Genomic DNA, 20,162 nt, shown 5'->3' with positions numbered 1-20,162 from the left:
CGGATGTTAGGATTAGCTGGTAGTTCTTCCTAGCAATTTCAGTCGTTTATCCATCCATGCAATCTTGCATACAATACCTGTCACTTTTGAATCCAAGATTGTATACAATCTTGTGTACAGTGATGGACAACGCTGGCTGATGCTTCGGATTATGAGAGCAATCATCCTGATAATCAGCGGAATACTTACGCTACTCTCCTTTAAGAAAGGCTTGTCATTCGAGCATGATGCGGGAAAATATCGCTCAATGACGACGGTCGTTCATATTGCTCTTCAAACTTCAATGCCTGTTCGATCTCTAGCAAGTGATTATTCATCAACTGTTCCGCCTGCTCCGTCGGTCCACTGCGAATGGCTTCCAATATTAGTTGATGATCGTCACAGCACTTGGTCTTCTGCTCACCATACAAGGCGATAATGACATAAGACAGCGAGATCAGTTCTTCCAAATATCTGGAGTAGTATTCATTGCCTGACGCTTCTGCCAGCCGCAGATGAAAGTCTCCTGTAATACGAATCGCTGCGAAAATATTACCGTGATGCTGGGCATCGTGTTCATCCCGAATGAGCTGGTGCAGCAATTGGTATTGCTCATCGCCCAAATGCTCACATACCTTGCGTACAACTGCCGTTTCGATCACTCGCCTCATCTCGAATACTTGCTTGGCTTCATCAATCGTCGGGCATGAGACAAATGCACCTTTGTAAGGGATGATCGTTACGAGCTTCTCCGCTGCTAATCGTCGTACCACATTACGCACCGGCGTACGGCTAACGCCAAATGATTCTGCCAACACTTCTTCCACCAGCTGCATATTCGGTCGCATCTTCTGCTCAATAATGGCCTGCTTGATCGCCTGATATATCTCCTGCTCCTGTTCCAGCGCCATTGGTATCCCTCGCTCTTCAGTTTCATGTATGTTTTATTTACACGGATTATAGTCAGATTACGTTTATAACGTCAATATAGTTTACATATAAAATAGCTATAATCTATAAATATGCACTATTCATCCCATTATCTTTTGTTTTATTTGCTAAAAATAATATTCATGTCATCTATTTTGACTTATCATTTGTTATTACTATTATTTTCCTGTCTATTCCAATCCACTTTGTTGTTTTCCCCACGCATGGAATGGATAATTATGGTTAGCAGGATGTTGACGATGAATAAGGATCATGCCATGGACAAGCCGTGTTCCTTCTCGTCGTCCGTTTACAACGCATTTATACAAACAAAGAAAAGACATATCTTAATCTACACATCCTACTCTGTACCAATGGTTTGCAATGAGATGCATTCATCCTGCATGTCGCTACTTCCTTCCATCTTCTCTAGCTCAACACAGATTGCACATACAAGGTCGGGAACAAACCAATAGAACAGGAGGCTTTATTATGGAACGTCAAATGCGTGTGATTCCGTATCAGGTCAAAGCACAAGCAGAGCAGGTAAGTGAGACACCGCGTGGCGTGGATTTGATTCAGGCACCAGAGGTATGGTCGCAGAGCAAAGGGAAAGGCATTACCGTCGCCATTCTGGATACAGGCTGCGATACCGATCATCCCGATTTAAAGGGGCGTATTATCGGCGGTCGCAATTTTACCGATGATGATGACAGCAATGCTGACGTGTACGAAGATCATAACGGTCATGGCACTCATGTCGCCGGTACAATTGCCGCCATTGCAAATGGTACTGGTGTTGTAGGTGTGGCGCCGGAAGCCAGTCTGCTAATCATCAAAGTGCTCAATCATGAAGGTTCCGGGCAATATGAATGGATTATCAGTGGCATTCGTTACGCTATCAAGCAGAAGGTCGATATGATCTCCATGTCACTCGGCGGCCCCGAAGATGTACCTGATATGCACAAAGCGATTCAAGAGGCGGTCGATAACAATATTCTGGTTGTATGCGCTGCCGGAAATGAAGGCGACGCTAACCCGGATACGGATGAATACGGATATCCCGGTTACTACAATGAAGTAATCAGCGTCGGCTCGGTCAATCTGGCACGGCAAACATCGGGCTTTTCCAATACAAACAAAGAAGTCGATCTGGTCGCACCCGGTGAAGATATTCAATCAACCTATCTGAACGGCGGTTATGCTACCCTGAGCGGTACATCAATGGCAACGCCGCATGTATCTGGTGCACTAGCACTGATCAAAAATATTGCTAACGCTGAATTTGAGCGTTCATTGAGTGAGCCGGAGTTGTATGCACAGCTGGTACGACGCACGATTCCACTTGGATATCCAGCGCGCTCGGAAGGAAATGGATTTCTGTATTTGACGGCATTGGAAGAATTGAAAGAAGTATTTGAGCCGCAGCGAGTAGCGAGTATACTGCAAAGCTGAACATACCACCCACCGAGTTCTGAGTTCTGAGTTCTGTAAAATGGTACAAAATAGCAGCAAAAAAAGCGCAGAATGATTGTATACTCCGCTTTTTTGCTGCTATTTTTGTGATCACCGATCGTGTTGATGTTGTTGATGTATTACGGCTTTGTTTTGTGTGGATTGCGGCTTTTTATAGATGATGACAGTATCAGGTATGATTTTTACACATCCACTTTTACAAATCCACTTTTCCATTCCACTCTTGCATCTCCACTGCATCTCTACTCCTGCATCCAGTCCTTGTTATCTGCCGTCTATCTACTTCATCTATTTAATCATCATGTTCATATGTCTGTATTCATATATTTATTTGTACAAATTTGTAATTCTTTCTCAAAATTCTGGTATACTGAAAACCATCTTCACCGACGATGACAGGTAGCCATCTGCTCGTTTACAGCTGTACTGCTTTCCCTACGCTTCATACATAAGATGCTGTTTCTATCCAATCCATTTATAGCAAAGGAGTCTTGCATGTGTCTTCTTCTAGTTTATCCAAAACAACTGCCGGACAGCAGACCACTCAGCCACCGATAAAACGTACGATTTTTAGCGTACTGCTGGCGATCTCGCTCGTGCATCTATTCAATGATTCGATGCAATCTGTGATTCCGGCAATTTTCCCGATTTTAAAGGAAACGATGAATCTCAATTATACGCAGATTGGCTGGATCGCGTTTACGATTAACTTTACCGCTTCTATTATGCAGCCGTTTGTCGGTCTATTCTCTGATAAAAGACCGACACCAGCGCTGTTACCTATCGGCATGGCGTTTACATTTACCGGGATGCTGCTGTTAGCGCTGGCAGGTACGTATACAGCGGTGCTCGTTGCAGTCGTGTTTGTCGGGCTTGGCTCAGCGGCATTTCACCCGGAAGGCTCCAAAGTATCCAATCTGGCGGCAGGTAGTCGGCGCGGGTTGGCACAGTCGATCTTTCAGGTTGGTGGCAATGCTGGACAATCGCTGGCTCCGCTGTTAACGTCACTGATCTTCGTACCGTATGGACAATTCGGTGCGATTGGATTTACCGGAGTGGCGGCAGCAGGAATTATCGTACAAATCTTTATCGCTCGCTGGTATGGCAATACACTGCGCGATACATCGATTGCGAAACGACAACAAACAGCTGGTGTGATCCGCCCCGAGCTGAAGCAGCGCATTGCGTTTGCAATGGTGGTGCTCATTATGCTCGTCTTCGTTCGTTCCTGGTATGTCTCATCCATCGGTAGCTACTACAGCTTCCTGCTAATTGATAAGTTCCATACCAATGTCGGTGAAGCGCAATTGTATGTATTTCTGTTCTTGGCAGCGGGTGCGGTGGGAACGTTCTTCGGCGGACCGCTTGCTGACCGTTTTGGTAAACGTAATCTCATCTTCACGTCTATGGCAGCAGCTGCTCCACTCGCGCTATTGCTCCCTTATGCCAATCTCTTCTGGACAGGTGTGCTGCTGGCGCTGGTCGGATTTATCGTCACATCGAGCTTCTCGGTAACCGTCGTGTATGCGCAAATGCTCGTACCCGGTCGGATTGGTACCGTATCGGGCTTGATCACTGGGCTTGCTTTTGGACTGGGTGGTGTAGGCGCGCTCGTACTCGGCAACTGGATTGATGCAATCGGCATCTCGCCAGTGATGCAGTTGTGCAGCTTCTTGCCGCTGCTCGGCGCATTCACCTTCCTGCTGCCGACGGATCGCAAGCTGAACGAATGGACGAACGGCGCATCCGAGTAATGTAGTAAAGCAATTTGTCTATTCTCGTGCCACCTGATCTCACATATGCTTCGTTCTACTAGCTGTGTAGATCATTCAATCAAACCAATCGTTATTTTCAGTCAAACAAAAACCGCCGCAGCTCACGGACATAATCTGTGAACTGCGGCGGTTTATTTCATTACTCATACAGTGTAACGTCGGATGACGGATTCCGTAGTCTATCCGGTTGCATCAATCCAACGGTTGCACTGTGAGTTATATGCGTGTATCTACCAATCAGCTAAGCTTAGCTACCTGACGAAGAGGAGCTGCTTGCCGATGATGAACTGCTGGCGATGTAGCCGTTGTTCATCGCATCTACTTTTGCTTTTTGTACATAATATTGCAGTTGAGTCAGTTGTGCTTTGACTTGGGAAGCATCGACTTGATACTGGTATTTGTCCAGATCGTATTTGGTAACGACGCCTGCATTGTAACGAATCTGCATGTTCACGCCATCGACGCTAGCATCCTGTGCCGAGCGTTGTGCTGTTTGCACGTCTTTCAGCGCAGTGTCCATATCTTTCAGATTCGATTCGATTGCTTTGGCATAGGTTACTTTGCCTTGTTCCAGTTGTTGAGCAGCAATTTGAGTCGTTGCTTTGTTCGCTTGATCTTCAAAGCTGTTGTCTGTAATTGCTTTTTGCTCATCTTGTTCCGCTTTGTTCAGGCTATTGCCCAGCGATTGGATCTGGTACGATTTGCCGAGCAGTGTATCTGCATCAACTGTCGGTGCAGCATCCAGTTTTACATCAACGTCCGCCAGTTTGATATTCGGATCGTATACGATGCCGAGATCATAGCTGAGTGTGGACAGTGTTTTTTGGTACGAATCGTTCAAGCTGGTCAGGTTATCCTGCTCTGCTTTGAGTGCACGATCCGCTTTGTCGATATCTTCCTGTGTACCGGAACCAAGACTTTGCAGCGTTTGTGCACGTTGCACGTCACGTTGCAGCACTTGAATATATTCTTGAGACAGGTTGATTTGTTTTTGCAGCGTCAGCAGTTGAACGTACTGACCGGTCATTGCCAGCTTCGTACCTTCTTTGGCTTCATCGACTTGCAGTTGTGTGTTCAGCTTCTGGGTATCCAGATCGCGAATATTCGTTTCCAGTGTCTGACCTGTTTGGGAACCAGTAGACAGGCTCACTTCGTTACTGCGGTTCGTTGTTACATATTGCAGACCCGGAGAAGCGTTCAGATAATCGACATAGTTCAAACCAAGACTGGCATTTTGTTGATCCAGTACACGATATTTCAGTTGCAGCAATTGCAGGTTGTACGAGTCATTGATCGCCAGATCGATTACTTTTTCCAGATCCAGACTATCGACTTTTTTCGCTTCGCGTACGCCAGAGATCTGGCTTTGCGTTGTAGTGGAGCTATCGGTTGTTGCCGTTTGATCCGTTGTTGTACCTGTTGTAGCAGGTGTAGTTGTTGTGGTGCTATCTGCGGCATTGGCAAATGTAGCAGGCTGAGTTGCAGCCAGCAGTACAGCAGCGAATACCGAAGCACTAACCATTCCTTTTTTCATCATTCAAAATTCCTTCCTTCATGTATTTCAGCAAATATGAGACCGACATTCATCCTCTGTCTGCAAAACACTTAGTAATACTAATAAAATTAATTTAGCATTCCTAACAAAATAAATCAACCTTTATTCCACCTTAACATAGGAACAATTTCAACTGCACACAAAAAAGTCACCTTTGCCGGCTCTATCTTATTAGACGCCGACATCAGGTGAAGGTTGCAGTACGATCCATTTTATCTTCTATATAAAAAGTTATATATGATATGTGCACGATCAGGAACATGTTATGGGCTACCATTGCCACTCAATGAACAGGACGACAGACACAACCAGTACAAGCGCTGCAATAACCAGTTGCGCGCGTGCGTTGGACATGGACGTCTTGACGGCAAGATATGAAGGCTGCTCTTCTTCGGCATACGTCGCTTTATGGTTAGTTTGCAGATCATCACTAATTTTCATGCGTCTACCTTCCTTCCAAATGTTGTATATTTTAATTATACCATCAAACGTCTCCCCGTTCACACAATATTCACAAGTCATATCATTCTTTTTTTATGTGCCACATGTACATCTCCTCTTACCTTTGTCCGATACTGTGCTATAGGAGTCTGTACATATACGTAATTGTTGTTGGTACATCTATTTGGTAAATGTACATCGGCTTAGAGACGGAGTTCCCATTTTCTCAATCTACATCTCTGGATTGAGTACATCGGCGGGAGGTCTTGATATGATTGACAAGTAGACTGGATTAATTCTATAATTCAGCCATGAACTAAGGAGTATAAAAAAAACTGGGGAGTTTAGAGGAGGAACCTGCAATATGAAAAAAAGCTGGCCAACAGCCTTTTCAGCGCTGCTGCTTGCCGTCAGCCTGACCGCCTGCTCAACAGCAAACAATGCTGCTGTCGAGCCGACCACAACTACTGTTGAAGTGAGTACGATCAAGAAGCAACCATTGGATGCGGTCTATGATCTGTCTGGCACACTTGCTGCTTATGACGAAACACCGGTGTCTTTCCGTATTAACGGAACGGTATCATCGGTAGGCGTCGATGTAGGTGACCGTGTAAATAAAGGATCGGTGCTTGCAAGACTGGATACGGCCGATCTTCAGCTCGAAGTTGAAAATGCAAGTCAGTCAGTTGCAGCCGCGCAAGCATCTCTTGCCAGCTCCAGAGCATCGCTGACCAATGCCAAAGCTGGTCAACAAGCTGCCGCTGCTGGTATCGCTTCTGCACAAGCTCAGGTCGAAAGTGCACAGGCAAGTCAGCAAGGTGTACTAGATGGTGCACGTCCACAAGAAAAGGCGCAAGCGCAAAACGCGGTCAACAAGGCACAAATTGCTTATGACCAAGCGAAAACAGCCGCTACCCGTGCACAAACGTTGTTCGATAATGGGCTGCTGACTCAGCAGGAAAACGAACAGGCACAAACGGCGCTTGATAATGCCGATTCTGGCTTAAAAGATGCACAGGAGCAGTTGTCCCTGACACTTGCTGGTGCCAAAGATTCGGATCGTGCTTCTGCCGCCGCTGCTGTAAAACAGGCACAGGTTGGCATCGAAAATGCACAGGCGAGCGTAGCTCAAGCCAATGCCGCAGTCGAGCAAGCACAGGCTGGGGTCGAACAAGCACAGGCTAGTTATGACCAGGCGGTCATTTCCCGTGATACCGCGCAGCTCAATCTGACTCGCGGCAATCTGCAATCTCCCGCTTCTGGTACGATCTTGACCAAAACGCTGTCAGCTGGACAAACGGTAAGCGCAGGTACCGAAGTATTTACAATCGGCGAAATCAATCGTCTGAAAGTATTGCTGCCGGTTCCAGATAGCGAGATCAGTCAGTGGAAAGTCGGACAACAAGTAAGCATCAGTCTGTACGACGATGTACGCACTGGAAAAGTAAGCAAGCTGTATCCACAAACAAATGAAAATACCGGTTCGATCAGCGTCGAAGTTGCAATTAGCAATTCGAACCAAGATTGGAAACCGGGACAGGTCGTGAGCGCTTCCCGTCAAGCTTCCTCGCAGAGCGGCATTCTCGTGCCGGTGGAAGCAGTCGTTAGCTCCGGCAGTGAACCGTATGTATTCAAAGCCGTGAATGGCAAAGCTGTACAGACAACCGTCAAGCTGGGCAATCTGTACAATAATAGCTATGAAGTTACAAGCGGTCTGAAAGTAGGAGACAAAGTCGTTACCCGCGGCGCCGATCGGTTATTCAATGGCGACGAATTGAAAGTAAGTGATGCTGCGACGAACAACGCGCAGGGCAACAGCAGCGCTGGCCAATCCAATGCAGCTTCAACCGGCACAAACGGTGAGGCCACTGCTAATGATTAAGTACTTTGTTCAAAAACGTAAAATCACTCTTCTGTTCTTTGTGATGCTGATTATTTTCGGTACTGCCCAGCTGATGGGTTTGCCGAAGCAGCTCATGCCAGACGTTGTGGTCAAAACGGCAATTGTTACAACAACGTATGCCGGTGCCAGCCCTGATCTGATGGAGCAGACGGTAACCGAGGTGCTGGAGCAAAAGATCAAGGAAGTTACGGATCTGAAGACAATCTCCTCCACCTCCGGTAATGGTATTTCTTCCATTACAGTCCAGGCAGAGGACAGCGCCGATGCCAAAGACACTTGGAACGAGCTGCGTCGCAAAGTAGAAGATGCGCAAGCAGAGCTTCCTGCCGATGCAGATACGCCAGTCGTCAACGATAATCTGACGCAAACCTTTGTCCAATCGTTCGCCATCTATGGCAAAACGAAAGAAGACATTTATGGACTGAGTGACCTGATGAATACTTGGCGCGATCAGCTGCGTTCGGTTCCGGGTATTACCGATGTCGAGATCCAAGGGATTCCGGATCAGCAAGTACGCATCGATGCCGATATGGCGAAGCTGCAACAATACGGAATTCCGTGGGGAACCGTAATGCAGGCAATCCAATCGGAAAATAACCGCGTGCCGACCGGGAACTTTACGTATGCAGACCGTACATATCAACTCACGGTCGATAAGGCAACCGATTATAATACACTCAAAAATATCGTTGTGTCTCAGACCGAAGCTGGTATTCCGGTATATCTGAAAGATGTTGCCGATGTACACCTGGTCAAAGCAACCGAATCGTATTTGAGTTATTACAACGGTACTCCTTCCATCTCGCTCGATATTAGCAGTCAGACCGGTTCGGACGTTCCAACCATGAATCAACGTCTGACCGCCAAGATGGATACATTGAAAAAGACACTGCCCGCTAATATCAAAATTGAATCGCTGTTCGCTCAAAATGATGAGGTGAACAAAAGTTACAACAACCTGATCAAAGAGATGGCGATTGCGATTGCAGCGGTTATCTTAATTTGTACACTGGGTATGAATTGGCTGACTGCGGCGTTTGTCGCGCTTGCCATTCCAATCTCCATTGCACTCGGCATGATCTTCCTGCCGCAACTCGGGATCACGCTCAACCAGATTACGATTGTCGGTCTGATTATCGTACTCGGGATTCTGGTCGATGACGCGGTCGTCGTCAACGACAATATTGAGCGGCGACTATCGACGCTTGGTGAGAATCCAACCGATGCAGCGCTAAAAGGAACAAAAGAGGTCGCTATCTCTATCATTACGGCGACACTCGCAACGATTGCTGCCTTCCTGCCGTTGATGGTATTGCAAGGCGATATGGGAGCATTTATCCGCCCGATTCCGACGATTATCTCGCTCTGTATGCTGGCGTCGATGATTATGTCGCTATCGATTATTCCAATCTTCCGTCAATGGTATGAAGAACGCCAGCTAGAACGCGGTCGTCGTCATGTGGACAAACCCGCTGGTTTGCTGGGCAAACAGATTCAAGCAGTCAGCAATGGCTATGCGCATCGTCTGATGCCAAAAGTGTTGAAACGTCCATTGATCGTAGCCATCGTCGGTCTGCTCGTCAGTACGTTTGCGTACGGATTGGCTGCTTTTACACCGATTGAGCTGTTCCCAACATCGGAAGACCCGCAGATTACGATCAATGTGAATATGCCGTCTGGTACATCGCTGGAAGAAACCGATAAAACGGTTCACAGCATGGCAGCATGGCTCAAAAAACAACCAGAAGTAGAAAATATGGCGTACGCTTCTGGCGGCGCTGCACCTCAGCTGTTTACCAACTTGAGCGCACTTGCTGGTGGTGGTACGAATACCGGTCAGATTCTCATTACTGGTAAACACGACATGAAGGTAGAACAAACGACGGACAAATGGTCGGATCAATTGGAAGCCGATTATCCGGGTATCCAGACTTCTGTTAGCGGAACCGCCGTCGGCGTCTCGGTCGGTAAGCCAGTATCGATCCGTATTCTCGGAGACAATCTGGAAGAAATCCGTTCGCTGTCCAACGAAATCAAGCAGATTATTAGCGATACGCCAGGAACGTACGGCATTAGCGACAGTCTGGGCATCGACAACTATGCACTTGATTTTGTCGTGAATAAGCAAGCTATGGATCGTTACAAAGTGAGCTACAACAATCTAACCCAGACATTGCTGATGATGGGTAGCGGTATGAGCGTAGGTGATTTTGACAACGGTGATGATCTGGTTGATATGAAGCTGTATATCAAAGGGTCACAAACCGCGAATCCAACCGCCCTGCTGCAACAAACCAATGTAACCAACTCGGCTGGCACGCAAATTCCACTGTCTCAAATCGTGGAAATGAAGCCGAAATTCACAGTCCAACAAATCGACCGTTACAATCTGCAACGCGTGAATACGATTGAAGCAGATGTGAATGGTCGCACTGCAACGGAAGTTATGCAAGAAATCACGCCAAAATTGCAGCAAATGAATTTCCCAGAAGGATACACGTACGAAATCGGCGGTGAAACGTCTGATCAGGCGGATACGTTCGGCGATCTCGGCAAGCTGTTCGTTGTTGCCGTTTTCCTGATCTTCATTCTGATCGTGATTCAGTTCTACTCGTTGTCGATTCCGCTGATCATTATGACGACCGTGTATCTGGCGGCGGCAGGCGGTATTCTCGGTCTGTTCCTGACACGTACACCGATTGGCTTCATGTCGGTTATGGGTATTATCGCGCTCGCGGGTATCGTCGTACGGAACGGTATCGTACTGATCGAGTTTATCGAGGATGCACGGCGTGAAGGTATGGAACTGAAAGAAGCAGTCATTATGGCAGCTTCCGCCCGTTTCCGTCCGATCTTGCTCACTTCACTGACTGCAATCGTAGGTATGATCCCGATTGCTACGATTGGGGAATTGCTATTCCGACCGCTCGGTGTCGTTATTATCTTCGGTCTGATCTTCTCGACCATTCTGACGCTGTTCGTCGTTCCTTCTCTCTATATGGTTGTCGCACGCTGGAAGGAAAAACGCCAGATTCGTAAAATGGAACGAAAACAAAGACGCTTAGAGAAACTTAATGCTGCTCCGAAAGTATAATGTATAGACCGTTACAGGAATAAGCGGATATCGTACCGAGATCATATCCACTTGCAGCTGAACATCGCAAGTGACCAACAAATCGATATGCGGGAATAGAATGTCCGCAGCATTCGCGGCACAACAGGCAAACGGACGGGAAACTGTCCGTTTGTCGCATTTTTATCCGGTGATGAATGGCTTCTGCCCTTCCCCGGATACAGGAGGACACGCCCTTGAAGTCAAAAGAACAGGATATTATCGAAGCGGCAGTTCGGCTTTTCTCGGAAAAAGGCTATACCGCGACATCGGTAGACGAAATCGCCCGGGAAAGCGGTATGGCGAAGGCTTCGTTTTATAAGTTTTTCCAGAGTAAAGAAGACGTTCTGATCGCTACAGTTCTGGAGCACGGGCGTATGATCAACGAACGGATTGAACGGCTGTACGCTGGCATGGAGCAATCGCCGGAGCAAAAGCTGAACGGATTCGTACAGCTGCATCTAAGCATGATGCTGGAGAGCAAGATCCACTCTATTCTGATGGCGCTGCACGACAAGACGATTTTGCAAAATGAGAAGCTGCTGCAAGCCTGCTTGCAGGTAGAGTATCAGGCGAATCGCTGGTGTACGGATTGCCTGACCGATATTTATGGTGAACAAGTGAGCATCTATGTATACGACATTATCTTCATGGTACGTTCGCTATTGATGCAATATTTGTTCTTGCCAGTCATCGGATTACAGCCGCAGACGACCAATGAGGAGCTGGCACGCTTTCTGGCTGGATTGGTCGACCAGATGGTCAAGAATATGGTCAAATACGAGTACAAACCGATCTGGGATTGGAAAAAAGTGACCATGAAGCCGGAATGTGTGGAGCAAAGCCCGGTATTTCAGGGCATCATGATTCATGAACTACTGCTTGCTATCAAACGCCATGTGGACGCTCTCGCCATCGGTGACGAGGAACAACAAGAGCTGTGGCAAGTGCTGCATTCGCTAGAGCAGGAAGTCATTCGGACGGAACGTCGCTCTGGTATGATTCGTGCCCTGCTGAACTTTATTAGCGGATATGACGAACTGGCGGAATATGCACGCAAGTTACAACAGATTGTTGATCTGCGTCAGAGCAGCAGCCATGTGACGGATTAAGCTCTGGATGAATACCGTTAACGTACAAAGAAAAGGGATGCCCTGTGAACCATCGCAGGGCATCCCTTTCTTCATTATTCAGTATGAATCGTCACGCTTCTCGTCCAGACGTGATTTCAGTTGAGCAATTGTGCGTTCCAAACTGCTAATCGCATCGGTTACAACACTTCGCTCCACACCGCTTTCCAGCGCGCGTGCTCTGGCGGTGGCACGTTCCTGCTCGGCAGTGACGCGATCACGCTCCACGGCAGCGCGTTCTTTTTCATACGTTTGGCGGCGTTGCAGCTCGTTATATTTATCCAGCAGATCAGTGATGATTTTGTAAAAGCGCTCATAATCTTGAATGACATCATCGAGAAAGAAATCCACTTCTTCCTGTGAATAGCCTCTCATCTTGGTGGTGAAATCCTTCTCATGAATCGTAAGTGAATCGAACTTGACGCCAAGCTGCTTGAACAAACGCTTCTGATCTTCCAGCTTGCGTTGATAGTTTTCATCTACAGCCATATCCTTCATTCCCCTCATTCCTGTTGAGCATGGTACAAAACCCAGCTTTATCTGTTTATTAATGTATCACAAACCGGGCGTTTGGGAAAATATTCGAATGCGGTTGAACGCTGATATGGAGCGGTGTGCGGCATGTTTACTTCCTTTATCCCATTCGTTCTGTCGTCAGTGGTTCTATTGGTGGTTGTGCCATGGTAAGATTGGCTCTTTCGCAGATTGCTTTTTTACGGCAAAATGAACGTATGAAGTGTAGTCCTTACTTTAATATGTAGTCTTTAACTTTCGTTTGACTATATTCGGCTATATTTGTCTACATTGGAACGTAGCTGATTACTGCTTCGTTTTACTTCTTCGTTGATTATTTTGTTGATTGTTATTTTGCTCTCGGATGGAGTGTGATGGGCGATATGTTTTTGAAAAAGCAACTCGTTCGACGTGGGACGAATACACATACGTATTATCGGCTGGTGGAATCGTATCGGACTGAAGATGGCAAAGTGCGGCATCGAACGGTACGTTATGTAGGCAAGTTGGAGCAGGAACAGGCGGCAGCGCTGCGCCAGCAGTTGAAACAGTACACTACGGAGGCGCAAGTACTGGAATATATAGATACATGGGAGCGGATCAATTCGTCGCCACAACCAGAGTTGTCTGATTCTATTCAGCATACTGTAGATAACGATATAGTATCGCTTCCGCTCTCTCATACGGCGAATGGTATGTTGCCGATCATGTGGATGCCGTTGTCTTTTACAAACATGGTGTTCGATGATGCCGATGGACAGGAATGGATGGTGGCGGATGGGCATACGCTGCTGTTCATGAGCAAAGGTCAGGCACAGGTGACGATTGGTGGACAAATGACCACAATGAATGATGCACAATTATTATTTTGCCCATCTGGAGCAGGTATACATATCGGCAGTACGGGACAGCAGCCGCTGGAATTGTATCGGCTTGTATTTCGGGAACTGTCAAGCCATGCGGACGACAAACAACAGGCGACAGATGCGGCATGGCCTTCGTTTCTACCAAGTGGAGTGAGAACGGGTGATATTGCAGGCACAGCCGTTGTATTGCTCATTCACTCGCCTGCCGAAATGCGGCGCTTGTGTGAGGACATGGATAAGTTAGCCGGAGATGTTGCACAGCTGCATTCAACGCTGAATATGTTGGCTTTTTACCGGAGCTTTTATGAGCTGCTGCATCTGTTGTCATTGGAAACAGATACTGGAGTGCATAACGAGCACTTGTCTTTTCAGCAGATGATCAGCTATGTGCAGACCCATTATCGTGACGATCTGCGCCGGGATGAACTGGCTCGGAAAACAGGGATGACGCCAGAGCACTTCTCACGGATGTTCCGCAGTCATAAAGGCTGCTCGTTCAGCCAATATTTGAGCCGATTGCGGCTGCATCGTGCGCGGTTGGAGCTGCAACTGTCGCATGCTAGTCTGGATGGGATCGCACGCCGCTGCGGGTACGGTGATATGCATTATTTTAGCCGCAAATTCAAGCAGCAATTCGGGATGTCACCGCGTCAGTACAGGACGGCGCCCAAATCCTATGTGACGTGGAATAGACCGTTAACGGCAATGCTGCTCGGTCTCGGTATCCTTCCGGTTGCCGGGCAGATCGACAGGAGGATGTGGCACCGCTGGCAAACGCATCGGAAGACAGCTGAGTATGTAAATGGCTATACTGCCCTGCCAGAAGTCGATATTACGATGATGCCCTCTCCTTCGCTGTCTGTACTAAGCGAGCAACAGCCGGATCTAGTCTTCGCTTATACTGATGATCCACATGCGGAATGGTTGGATGAGTACGCGCCAGTGCAGTGCTTACCTGTGGAGCAGTACAATTGGCGGCAGCAATGGCTCTGGCTTGCACAGCGTGTCCAGCGCAGTGAACAGGCACAGCATTGGCTGGACAGCTGGGATGATCAATTAGCAGAAGTCCGACAACAGCTACGTCGCTGGCAGGATAAAGGCGAAACGGTGGGCATTTACAAGATCGTCTCTGAAAAGGTATATGTGTATGGGAATCTGCGCAGCATGGGCGGGCCGCTCCTATATGACGGGTTAGGGTGTAAGCCACCGGATCAAGTGCGACAGCAGTTGATTGATACAGGCTTGCTTAATATAGAAGTTCCGCTGCATCGGTTGGACGATTATGCTGCTGATCATATGATCGTCATTCATTATCCGGTGGAACATCAGGATGGTCAGCAGCGGCAACTAGCTGCGCCAGTGATGGAGTCGCCACTATGGAAGCAATTACCGGCGGTACAGGCGGGCAAGGTGCATCTTATGGATCGGCATGTATTTTATGGATTTGACCCTTTTTCCCAGCAATTGCAATTACAGGCATGGCTGGATAGTCTGGCATCATATTTGTGACAGGAATTGATCATGTTTGTCCATAGACGTTCCCGCAGTAGGTTGTTATGATTCTGGTTGATAATGATTATCAATTAGCAAACTGGGGGAATGAACAATGAATAACCGGCTGCTTCGCAAGCCAGCCTGTATGATAGCGATGATGGTGATGTTCTGCCTGCTGCTCTCTGCATGCGGATCGTCCGCTGCTCCGACAGCCTCATCCGGTACAGCAACAACGACAGAATCCGGTACGGACACAAGTACGACAGCTGCTACCGACACATCGGCTACGCGTACAATCGATACCGCCAAAGGCAAAATTACAATCCCAACGAATCCGCAGCGTATCGTGTCTACGTATTATCATGGTACTCTGCTGGCGCTCGGTCTAAAGCCTGTTGCCGCCAATAAGGAATGGTGGATGGGAAGTCCATTTCTGAAGGAGCAGGAACAGGGTATCGAAGATATCGGTGCACCGACTTCAATGGAAAAGGTAATCTCGCTCAATCCCGATCTGATCGTAATCAATGACTTCGATGTAGAAGCCTACGATCAGTTCAGCAAAATCGCTCCAACACTGTACGTGCCTTACAACGCGTACAACAATCCAAAAGAAGAAATTCAACTGTTCGGCAAGCTGCTCGGACGTGAACAGCAAGCACAGGCATGGCTGACGCAATATGACGAAGCCGCCAGTGCAGCACGCGAGAAGATCAAAGACGTTGTGAAGCCGGGCGAAACCGCTGTGCTGATCAATGTACGCGACAAAGACATTTCCATTCTTGGCGATAACTACGGTCGCGGTGGTTATGCACTGTATGATGGCTTACAATTGAAACCGCTGGATAATGTACAAAAAGAAGTGATCGACAGCGGCAAGCAGATTTTGCCGATTCAATTGGAAAGTCTGCCGGAGTATGCCAATGCCGATCATATCTTCATCTGCTTCAACGACGGCACAACCGAAGCTCAGAAAAACGCAGTATTGAACAGTTCCATCTGGAAAAACCTGCCTGCTGTTCAAAGTGGACAAGTGTACGATTTGCCGTATGACACCTTCTCCTTCTACGATCCAGCATCGATTGTTGGACAGATCGGTCTGCTCGCAGATATGATTGTGGACAAAAATAAGCAGTAATATCGTTGTATATAGGAACGTGATACACCCGATACTTGGTGTATAGGTGGACTAAATAGCATATATGCAATTCACTAGCAATGACAATACAAGCCGACTAGAGTACCATATGAGATAGAACAGAAGCATGACCAAAAACCTGATCAACTGCCTTCACACCGTGGGGAAATCCCAGCTGTGAGGGGGTGATCAGGTTTTTTGGTTGATTGCATGATACATACACGCAGCAGGTTATCCTTTGATCCCGCCAATCGTCAGACCTTTGACAAAATACTTTTGGAAAAATGGATATGCACACAGGATTGGTGTCAATACGATTACCAGAATTGCCATCCGCGCGCCTTCTGCTGGAATTTGCGCCATCAGCATATTGTTGGTCGCTGAGGTTGCATTGTTGGTCACAAAGTCGATATTGGATTGCAGCTTCATCAGCATGTATTGCAGGCTGACCAGCTTCGGATTGGTGATGTACAGCTGACCGAGAAACCAGTCATTCCAATACGTAACGAGTGTGAACAGACCGACCGTTGCCAGACCCGGCTTGGACAGTGGCACTACGATCCGAGCGAAAATATACCACTCTCCCGCTCCATCAATCCGCGCCGCCTCCAGAATCGCCGTCTCAATCGACTGCTGCATAAATGTCCGTAAAATAATGACGTTAAACGCACTGAGTGAATACGGCAAAATCAGAATCCAGAATGAGTCACCCAGATGCAGCACATTCGTATTAACGATATATGATGGTACCAGACCACCGTTGAACAGCATCGTGAAGAACAAGAAGAACGCCATAATGTTGCGATAACGAAAATCGCGACGCGACAGTACATACGCGAACAGGGCGGTCACGATCAGACTGAACAGCGTACCGATCACAGTCACACCAATCGTCACATACGCCGATTGAAGAATCTGATCGCTATTGCGGAAAATATAACCGTACGCTGCCAGACTCCATTCCGAAGGCCAGAACTGGTATCCTTTTGCCGCCAGACTGGATTCGCTTGTAAATGAGATGGCATAGACGAGAATGATCGGAATGATACAGATGACGCATAATATGATCAGAATAATATTGAACACCAGATTCCAGCTGCGCGGCAGCTGATTGAAACGGTTGGATGTTTGTTCCATCGTACAGCCTCCTTTTAGAACAGCGCGCTGTCACGGTCGATTTTTTTGACAACCCAGTTGGTGAAGATAACAAGAACAAAGCCGACAAACGACTGATACAGCCCGGCAGCAGCAGTCATACCATAATTGCCCATCGTGGTCAGACCGTTATATACATACGTATCGATAACCTGTGTCACCGGATAGAGTGCACCGGAGTTATACGTGACCTGATAAAACAGCCCAAAGTCGGCGTAAAAGATTTTACCGATACTGAGAATGGTCATAATAATAATGATCGGCTTCAGACATGGCAGTGTGATATAGCGAATCTGCTGCCATTTGTTGGCACCATCAATTGTTGCCGCTTCGTAATAATCTGGCGAGATGCCAGTAACGGAAGCCAGATAGATGATGCTGTTATAACCGACACTTTTCCAGAAAAAGACGAATACGAGAATATAAGGCCAATACGTCGTCTCCGTGTAAAAATTGATCGGATGAAAGCCGAGCGATGAGATCATTTGATTCACAATCCCTTTGTCCGCGCTTAAAAAGGCGTAAAAGATCAGTGCTACAATCGTCCATGACAGAAAATACGGCATGATGAGAATCGTCTGATACGTCTTGGATAAGAAGCGGCTACGAATCTCGTCCAGCACAATCGCCATCGCCACTGACAGCACCAATCCGACGATAATGAATACAAAGTTATACAGCAGTGTGTTACGCGTAATAAGCCACGCATCGCCTTTGAATAGATATTTGAAATTGTCGAACCCGACCCATGGGCTGCCGAGAATCCCGTCGTAGAAGTTGTAGTTTTTGAATGCCAGAATGACGCCGAACATCGGCAAGTAATTAAACAGCACCAGCAGTACCAGTGCCGGCAGCGCCATCAGAAACAGCGCTCCATGCTTGCGCAGTTCGTACAGTAATGTCATGCCCTCTCCCCCTGTGCTGATCAAATGATGTATGGAAAGCAAAAGGGCGGAATTGCTGTTCCGCCCCTCTCCTCTTTTGTATAGTTGATTGGTGAATGCATAGCGATCTAATAGCGGCTTTTATATATCAGGACTTGGTTTGCTCTGTTTTCCACTGATCATACTGGGATTGCATCTCGGTGATCAGTTCGTCCACACCAGCATCCTTCAGCTTCTGGATAAACATCGGCAAGTATTGATCCGGGTTGACCGTACCTCGGACGAGCGGCGGGTAGAACTGACTGATGACATTGTTGATCGCAGCAATCTGCGTCTGCACTGGTGTCGTATCAAAGTTGAAGCCGAGTGCAGGTGATGGTGTATTGTTGTCTTCGAACTTCTTGAACTGTTCCAGTGTGTCCTTCGGATACGATTGATCATAGTAGAAAATGTTCACATTGCCCCACATCCAGCCATACCCGTAATCATAATCCGGGCTGAGTGGGTCGACGCCTTCGGCAGGCTTGATAAATGTATTATCCACTTTCTCGTAATCCTGTCCTTCGATACCGTGGACGAACATATTCGCCAGCACCGGATCGGTGTACAGCAGGTTCAGGAACATCATAGCGCGTTCTGGATTTTTGGAAGAGCGTGGAATGGCGAAGCCGCCACCTTGTACGTCGCTTGTCTCTACCACGCCTTTGCCAAGATTCTGGTAGTCCAGCTCATATCCAAGCTGGGCGCTGCGTTTGTACACATAGTTCGGTGCATACAGCAGAGAGCCAGCGAATACTTTACCAGCTTTCCAATCGTTCTCACTCTGGTATTCTACGTCCTTCGGCGTATAGCCGGCTTGGTTCCAGCGATATGCCGTTTCTACAAAATCTTTGAATTCTGGTGTCTCGTATTGATCAAAGATTTTGTCATCCGGGCGGTTGTAGTACGGTTGATCACCTACGTTAATGACGCCAGGCAAATTCCAGTCGCCGGACATATGCTGTACTGGAATAGAACGGTACATGCCTTCCGAGCCATCAAGTGCGAGAATGCTAGGGTCTTTTTCATGGATCGTTTTCAGGATCGGCTCCATGTCTTTCCATGATTGGATGCTGGATGTATCGATCTTATATTTGTCCACCAGATCTTTGCGCATGAGCACGCCAACCTGATGACCAATTTCTTTGTAGCTAGGAACGGCATAGATCTCGTTTTTGACGGTCATGCCTTTCCATAATGTATCGGGTACGGTTTTCTTGAGATCCTGACCGTATTTGTCCATCAATTCGGTCAATGGGGTAAAGGCTTGCTTGGATACGTTGGACAGATAGTTGTTCGTCCATGAGCTGGTGAACACGATATCCATCGGCTGACCAGAAGCGAGCATGACCGGTACTTTCGTTTCAAAATCACTGCCTTCCATCGTCACAACTTTGACGGTGGCATTGATCTTTTCTTTCAGGTATTTGTTAATTTCCTGAAGGACACGTTCCTGTCCCTTCATCGGTGTCGCGTAGTTGTAAAAGACTAGCTCAACCGGAGCAAGTTCTCCGTTGGCATCGGTAGCGGAGCTTTCATCCGAGCCTCCACATGCAGACAATACGACAGACAGTAACAGCAGTACCGCCAGGCTTAGAGACCAGGCTTTTGATTTGTGCAGCATTGCTTCATCCCCTTTTCGTCTTGTACCAAGCTGAACATGATGTTGCGTATGATATTGCCACTGTGTCGAATATAATGGGTGTTGAGGCTAAATGATGTTGATAAACCATTGTTTGCCGCATTATATTTTGACTTTCCGGTGCTATAGGCAA

14 protein-coding genes are annotated in these 20,162 nt (G+C 47.4%); 7 read left to right on the top strand and 7 right to left on the bottom strand.

Annotated features, from left to right (window positions below; translation table 11 throughout):
* Window positions 1-200: 200 nt before the first annotated feature.
* On the bottom strand, window positions 201-890 hold the full coding sequence (locus ACDE64_RS05440; RefSeq protein ID WP_411349260.1) for a GntR family transcriptional regulator: 690 nt from the start codon (window positions 888-890) through the stop codon (window positions 201-203).
* Between the two features lie 511 nt (window positions 891-1,401).
* Here ACDE64_RS05440 and ACDE64_RS05435 point away from each other — a divergent pair.
* Both ACDE64_RS05435 and ACDE64_RS05430 read left to right on the top strand, forming a co-directional pair.
* A complete protein-coding gene (locus ACDE64_RS05435; protein WP_411349259.1) occupies window positions 1,402-2,364 on the top strand; it encodes a S8 family peptidase in 963 nt (320 codons plus the stop codon).
* 518 nt (window positions 2,365-2,882) lie between these two features.
* Window positions 2,883-4,139, top strand: a complete 1,257-nt coding sequence (locus ACDE64_RS05430; protein ID WP_411349258.1) for an MFS transporter — start codon at window positions 2,883-2,885, stop codon at window positions 4,137-4,139.
* 268 nt (window positions 4,140-4,407) lie between these two features.
* Here ACDE64_RS05430 and ACDE64_RS05425 read toward each other — a convergent pair whose 3' ends face one another.
* On the bottom strand, window positions 4,408-5,697 hold the full coding sequence (locus ACDE64_RS05425; RefSeq protein ID WP_411349257.1) for a TolC family protein: 1,290 nt from the start codon (window positions 5,695-5,697) through the stop codon (window positions 4,408-4,410).
* Between the two features lie 288 nt (window positions 5,698-5,985).
* Window positions 5,986-6,156 (bottom strand): hypothetical protein, encoded by a 171-nt coding sequence (locus tag ACDE64_RS05420; protein ID WP_411349256.1) that lies wholly within the window; start codon window positions 6,154-6,156, stop codon window positions 5,986-5,988.
* A 364-nt stretch (window positions 6,157-6,520) separates the two neighbouring features.
* On the opposite strand from ACDE64_RS05420, the gene ACDE64_RS05415 reads away from it, so the two are divergent.
* The 3 genes from ACDE64_RS05415 (at window position 6,521) to ACDE64_RS05405 (ending at window position 12,283) form a co-directional block, all read left to right on the top strand.
* The gene (locus tag ACDE64_RS05415; RefSeq protein WP_411349255.1) at window positions 6,521-8,038 is read left to right on the top strand and encodes an efflux RND transporter periplasmic adaptor subunit; all 1,518 of its coding nucleotides are present in this window, start codon (window positions 6,521-6,523) and stop codon (window positions 8,036-8,038) included.
* Window positions 8,031-11,153, top strand: coding sequence for an efflux RND transporter permease subunit (locus tag ACDE64_RS05410; RefSeq protein WP_411349254.1), 3,123 nt, complete (start codon window positions 8,031-8,033; stop codon window positions 11,151-11,153). Before ACDE64_RS05415 ends, ACDE64_RS05410 begins: the two co-directional genes overlap by 8 nt.
* Window positions 11,154-11,368: 215 nt before the next feature.
* Window positions 11,369-12,283 (top strand): TetR/AcrR family transcriptional regulator, encoded by a 915-nt coding sequence (locus tag ACDE64_RS05405; protein ID WP_411349253.1) that lies wholly within the window; start codon window positions 11,369-11,371, stop codon window positions 12,281-12,283.
* 78 nt (window positions 12,284-12,361) lie between these two features.
* Here ACDE64_RS05405 and ACDE64_RS05400 read toward each other — a convergent pair whose 3' ends face one another.
* On the bottom strand, window positions 12,362-12,790 hold the full coding sequence (locus tag ACDE64_RS05400; protein ID WP_411345472.1) for a DivIVA domain-containing protein: 429 nt from the start codon (window positions 12,788-12,790) through the stop codon (window positions 12,362-12,364).
* 398 nt (window positions 12,791-13,188) lie between these two features.
* Between ACDE64_RS05400 and ACDE64_RS05395 the strand changes: the two genes are divergently transcribed.
* Together ACDE64_RS05395 and ACDE64_RS05390 are read left to right on the top strand one after the other, a co-directional pair.
* Complete coding sequence (locus tag ACDE64_RS05395) at window positions 13,189-15,189, top strand: helix-turn-helix domain-containing protein (RefSeq protein ID WP_411349252.1); 2,001 nt, start codon at window positions 13,189-13,191, stop codon at window positions 15,187-15,189.
* Between the two features lie 97 nt (window positions 15,190-15,286).
* Window positions 15,287-16,309, top strand: coding sequence for an ABC transporter substrate-binding protein (locus ACDE64_RS05390; protein WP_411349251.1), 1,023 nt, complete (start codon window positions 15,287-15,289; stop codon window positions 16,307-16,309).
* Between the two features lie 231 nt (window positions 16,310-16,540).
* Here the strand turns inward: ACDE64_RS05390 and ACDE64_RS05385 are convergent, their stop codons facing one another.
* The 3 genes from ACDE64_RS05385 to ACDE64_RS05375 form a co-directional block, all read right to left on the bottom strand.
* Window positions 16,541-17,446: a carbohydrate ABC transporter permease gene (locus tag ACDE64_RS05385; RefSeq protein ID WP_411349250.1), complete on the bottom strand. Its 906-nt coding sequence runs from the start codon at window positions 17,444-17,446 to the stop codon at window positions 16,541-16,543.
* A 14-nt stretch (window positions 17,447-17,460) separates the two neighbouring features.
* A complete protein-coding gene (locus tag ACDE64_RS05380; protein ID WP_411349249.1) occupies window positions 17,461-18,369 on the bottom strand; it encodes an ABC transporter permease in 909 nt (302 codons plus the stop codon).
* A gap of 127 nt (window positions 18,370-18,496) precedes the next feature.
* Window positions 18,497-20,011 carry an ABC transporter substrate-binding protein gene (locus tag ACDE64_RS05375; RefSeq protein ID WP_411349248.1) on the bottom strand — a complete coding sequence of 505 codons (1,515 nt, stop codon included), beginning with the start codon at window positions 20,009-20,011 and terminating at the stop codon, window positions 18,497-18,499.
* Between the last annotated feature and the right edge of the window lie 151 nt (window positions 20,012-20,162).

Source organism: Paenibacillus sp. WLX2291, from assembly GCF_046603665.1.
GTDB lineage: Bacteria > Bacillota > Bacilli > Paenibacillales > Paenibacillaceae > Saccharibacillus.
The sequence above is the reverse complement of the archived record's forward strand: the minus strand, read 5'-3'. Positions and strand labels throughout refer to the sequence as shown.

Excerpts from the sequence above, each read along its gene's own strand:
- ACDE64_RS05440 (WP_411349260.1), bottom strand. The coding sequence starts at position 890 with ATGGCGCTGGAACAGGAGCAGGAGATATATCAGGCGATCAAGCAGGCC.
- ACDE64_RS05435 (WP_411349259.1), top strand. The coding sequence starts at position 1,402 with ATGGAACGTCAAATGCGTGTGATTCCGTATCAGGTCAAAGCACAAGCA.
- ACDE64_RS05425 (WP_411349257.1), bottom strand. The coding sequence starts at position 5,697 with ATGATGAAAAAAGGAATGGTTAGTGCTTCGGTATTCGCTGCTGTACTG.
- ACDE64_RS05420 (WP_411349256.1), bottom strand. The coding sequence starts at position 6,156 with ATGAAAATTAGTGATGATCTGCAAACTAACCATAAAGCGACGTATGCC.
- ACDE64_RS05415 (WP_411349255.1), top strand. The coding sequence starts at position 6,521 with ATGAAAAAAAGCTGGCCAACAGCCTTTTCAGCGCTGCTGCTTGCCGTC.
- ACDE64_RS05410 (WP_411349254.1), top strand. The coding sequence starts at position 8,031 with ATGATTAAGTACTTTGTTCAAAAACGTAAAATCACTCTTCTGTTCTTT.
- ACDE64_RS05400 (WP_411345472.1), bottom strand. The coding sequence starts at position 12,790 with ATGGCTGTAGATGAAAACTATCAACGCAAGCTGGAAGATCAGAAGCGT.
- ACDE64_RS05395 (WP_411349252.1), top strand. The coding sequence starts at position 13,189 with ATGGGCGATATGTTTTTGAAAAAGCAACTCGTTCGACGTGGGACGAAT.
- ACDE64_RS05390 (WP_411349251.1), top strand. The coding sequence starts at position 15,287 with ATGAATAACCGGCTGCTTCGCAAGCCAGCCTGTATGATAGCGATGATG.
- ACDE64_RS05385 (WP_411349250.1), bottom strand. The coding sequence starts at position 17,446 with ATGGAACAAACATCCAACCGTTTCAATCAGCTGCCGCGCAGCTGGAAT.
- ACDE64_RS05380 (WP_411349249.1), bottom strand. The coding sequence starts at position 18,369 with ATGACATTACTGTACGAACTGCGCAAGCATGGAGCGCTGTTTCTGATG.
- ACDE64_RS05375 (WP_411349248.1), bottom strand. The coding sequence starts at position 20,011 with ATGCTGCACAAATCAAAAGCCTGGTCTCTAAGCCTGGCGGTACTGCTG.